The sequence below is a fragment of the Micromonospora sp. ATA51 genome (assembly GCF_016802855.1).
Taxonomy (GTDB): Bacteria; Actinomycetota; Actinomycetes; order Mycobacteriales; family Micromonosporaceae; genus Micromonospora; species Micromonospora sicca.
In genome coordinates, this window is the sequence record NZ_JAEVHJ010000493.1 from 1 (window position 1) to 3,327 (window position 3,327).

The window sequence follows — 3,327 nt, forward strand, 5'->3', positions numbered from 1 at the left end:
GCCCACCACGCCGCGATGGTCCAATGGGCCATGATCATCATGATGACCCGCCGCCTCGCCCGCCACCAACACACCTGAAACCCTTATTTACCAGGCTCTTACACCGCAGCACCAGACGCCCATCCTTGGCCGCAACCACTGCCCGCCTCCTGGACCGGGCAGCTGGAGCGGCCACACCCCCTCCCCTACACCCCGGTCCTCCCCGCAGTCGCCGCCGAGATTGAGGTCGACACCGCCTACGAGCATCACCGATGGCGCCATCTCGTCCGCTACCGACGCCCACGCCCCGACCTCGCCATCACCGACGTACCACCGCTCGACAACCGGTTTTGACGCCCGCCAACACCTCCAACAGGTCAAAGACGGCCGGCTTGCGACTCCATGAGGCCTTCACGCCGAGTTTGGCGGTAGCACAACCGGAACATGATCAGGGCGTTATCCACAGACACGAGAGTTATCCACAGCCACATGCGCGACCGCGGCGCGCCACGGTTTCGACGGGGAAGCTGAGGCGGTCGGCGAGGCCGCCTCCCGGCTGCTGGCCACGGCCACGTGCAGGTGGAGCAGCCCCGGCCGCAGGCCACCGACCACCGGTCCCCGCGCCAACCAGCCGGCGCGGGGACCGGCTGCCCTCGTTCCAGCAGCAGACCAACACCAGCGGCTTGGATCCCTTTCCCGTTTCCCGCATCACGGGCAGACCGCTCACACCACGAGTTGCCCAAATGAAGCCGTCCGAGCCAGTCCTAGGACCGTCACTGGTAGGCCTGATGCACAGCAGGGATCTTCGCTCGGGTGGTCATGCCGACGGCGGCGAGTGCGCGCAGCGTTAACTGGGCCTCGACCTGCAGCACCGGCCACACCCGGACTGATCGACGCACTCAAACGCCAACCTCACCCCGGCGCCATCCTTCACTGGTTCAACGGCACGCCCGACGAAATCGACCAAGCCGGCAAACTCGGCTGCTATTTCTCTGTCAACGCCGCCATGGGCGACGCCGCTCGCCACCAGATGAGGCCTCAGAACCCGAGCGAGTCCCTGTATGTCCGGACCAGTTTCCCCGACGTCGGAGCAGCCACGGAGCAACCATGATCTGTCACCCGCGCCGGTCGCCGACCCGGACGAGACGCCCGTTATGAAGGTCTTTGGCCTTACCTGCACGGTTACGACGTCGACCGGCACTTCTCGCCCCGCTACGACCCCTGGGACCAGCGGCTCTGCATGGTTCCAGCACCCCCTGCGCTCCAGCGAGCGGACAGCCTTGGCCCAGTCCCCCGCCCACTCAGTGACTAGCAGGCGAAGACGCCAGCTCTCGGCTAAACTGAAGGGTAAGTGAAATAAGTCAAAGCTGGTTGCACATGCTGCAGATGTAACCGAAACTAGGTGCGCGAGCCTCGCACAAGCAGGCTCCGCAGCGAGGAGTAGATCATGGCCACGGCGACGACACTCGCGGCAACGGCGCTCCGACTTTCCGAAGCAGCCAACCGGAAGGACAGCCCGGAGTACGACTCACTGAAGTCCCTCTTCGCCCTCCTTTCACAGCTTGACCGCGATGAGGTACGCCTAGTAGCCCGCAACGCGGCATCTGTCGCCGTTCCCAGCCTGGTGGTTGATCTATTGCGGCAAGTAAGCGCCGTCCTGGATCGTGGGGACGGTGTGGTCGTGAGCGAGGTTGCGCGAGAGCTCACCACCAGTGAGGCCGCACGAGTGCTAGGCGTGTCTAGACCGACGTTGATCAGCCTGCTTGATAAAGGTTCGATCAAGTCACACAAGGTAGGCACTCACCGACGAGTAGCGCTAGGAGACGTACTGGCCTACCGTCGGCGCCGTATCTCACAACAGCGCGAGGCCTATGAAGCCTTGATGGCCGAGCAGGACAATTTGGGCATATACGAGTAAACCTCTCACTATGGCTTTAGCCATGCGGCATCGGTAGCCTGAACGCGTGCTGCCGGTGCCGCTTACAGTGTTCGTAGATGCCAACGTTCTGTACTCGCGATGCCTGCGTGATTGGTTGGTGTTGATGGCTCTCGACAGCCACCACACCGCCTATGAGCTTCGGTGGAGCGAAGCCGTACTGGCTGAGGCCTTCTACCATCTACGCCGTAATCACCCAGACGCGCCGGAGCAGCAGATCGAGCGTTGGCGTGACTTGATGGACGAGAATTTCCCTGAAGCCAAGGTCACCAACTGGGATCCCCAGTCCGTCCCTTGCCCCAAAGATCCGAATGATCACCATGTCTTGGCCGCCGCCCACAGTGGCAGAGTCGACATCCTCATCACACACGACGGCGACATCGACGACTTCCAGCAGTGTCTCGACCAGGTCAACGCTGGCATCGACGTACAGCACGTCGATGCCTTCCTCTGCATGATCGCCGACCGCTACCCAGAGCTTGTTCGGCGGCGCTTCCTGTCCCAGGTCATGTACTGGCAACACCGCAACAAGCTGAGCGAAGAGGAGGCTGCGGACTCCAGCACAGACAGCCTTGACAAGGCGGGGGCTGGACGATTCGCATTTCTACTCAGAACCGACGAGCGCTTCCGGATCTGGTGACCACGCGGCTCCAGGCTCCAAGCCGCCAAGAGTCAGGTCGGTCGACCAGCACCAGCCCCCGCTGGGACTCCTTGGCACCGCTTCGAGTTCCTCGCTTCGCCTCTATCAGGTCACCCAGACCCGCGTTGAAGTACAGCCGCTGCTGGCGACCACCGATCATCCTGATTCCGACAGCGCCCCCGCGACGTGGCAAGGACTGGCCGCGCTCCTCCGCCAGACAGCCACAAGCCCGCACGACAGCCCGCCGAGAACCGGCGCCGCGCCGCGGCCTGCCGGCGAGGAGGAGGCGGCCCGCAAAAAGCACGACGATGCGGCGGGCAAGCTGCGCCGCGACGTTGAACGCGCCTACCAGCACTACGCCTACCTGGTCCGTGCCGGAGAACTATACGTCGAGTTCAAACGGTTCGATGACGACAGCCGGACCGCGCTCAATGGCGCACATGTATGGACTGCTCTCCTTGAGGCGGGTCGGGCGGCGCCGCCCGCGGCGCTGTCCGCCGGCTACCTGGCCGCACTCCTCGACGGCTTCGACCGCGCGCTGACCCCGCGCGAGGTCGTGCAATCGTTCTATAAGAACCCGTCATTCCCGCTGGTCACCTCCACGGACGAGATCCGCCGCGTCCTGTTCGAGCTGCTGACCGCCGGCTGGGAGCTCATCGACGCGGACGGCAACCCTGTGGGGCTCGTAAAGCCGGTTCGGCTATGCTGCCTGCGAATACTCGTTGATCAACCCGCCGAGGATCGGGCGCGTCGGATCCTGGCGGCGGTCAAG

At 64.0% G+C, this 3,327-nt stretch carries 3 protein-coding genes; all 3 read left to right on the forward strand.

All coding sequences use genetic code 11. The annotated features are described in order from the left end of the window. Window positions 1–1,426 precede the first annotated feature (1,426 nt). Entirely contained in the window at window positions 1,427–1,897 is a 471-nt protein-coding gene (locus JNW87_RS36540; RefSeq protein WP_109799873.1) for a helix-turn-helix domain-containing protein, read from the forward strand. 46 nt (window positions 1,898–1,943) lie between these two features. Next, window positions 1,944–2,555 (forward strand): PIN domain-containing protein, encoded by a 612-nt coding sequence (locus tag JNW87_RS36545; protein ID WP_109799874.1) that lies wholly within the window; start codon window positions 1,944–1,946, stop codon window positions 2,553–2,555. Beyond that, window positions 2,488–3,327: hypothetical protein (locus JNW87_RS36550; RefSeq protein ID WP_238455285.1), on the forward strand; the 840-nt coding region annotated here is incomplete at its 3' end. The genes JNW87_RS36545 and JNW87_RS36550, both read left to right, overlap by 68 nt.